The organism is Methylobacterium sp. B1 (assembly GCF_000333255.1).
GTDB lineage: Bacteria > Pseudomonadota > Alphaproteobacteria > Rhizobiales > Beijerinckiaceae > Methylobacterium > Methylobacterium fujisawaense.
Genome location: NZ_BACT01000011.1, coordinates 1 through 205, shown reverse-complemented (window position 1 = coordinate 205; position 205 = coordinate 1). Strand labels below are relative to the sequence as shown.

Sequence of the window (205 nt, the reverse complement as noted above, 5' to 3'; positions counted from 1 at the left end):
ATTCACCACTCCAAGAATTGGAGCCAATCAATTCTTGCGGAGAACTGTGAATGCGCAAACCAACCCTTGGCAGAACATATCCATCGCGTCCGCCATCTCCAGCAGCCGCACGCGGCGCATCTCGGCCTAATAAGAAAACAAATAATTCCAATTCATATATGAACATTTTTGCCTCCTTATTTCTTGAAAATGTGGAATTGGAATT

Annotated in this window: 1 protein-coding gene; it reads right to left on the bottom strand. The window is 43.9% G+C overall.

Features of this window, described 5'->3' with window-relative positions; genetic code table 11:
• Positions 1–205, bottom strand: a 205-nt coding sequence (locus tag I53_RS34415) for a hypothetical protein (RefSeq protein WP_204367262.1), incomplete at both ends; no start/stop codon positions are given.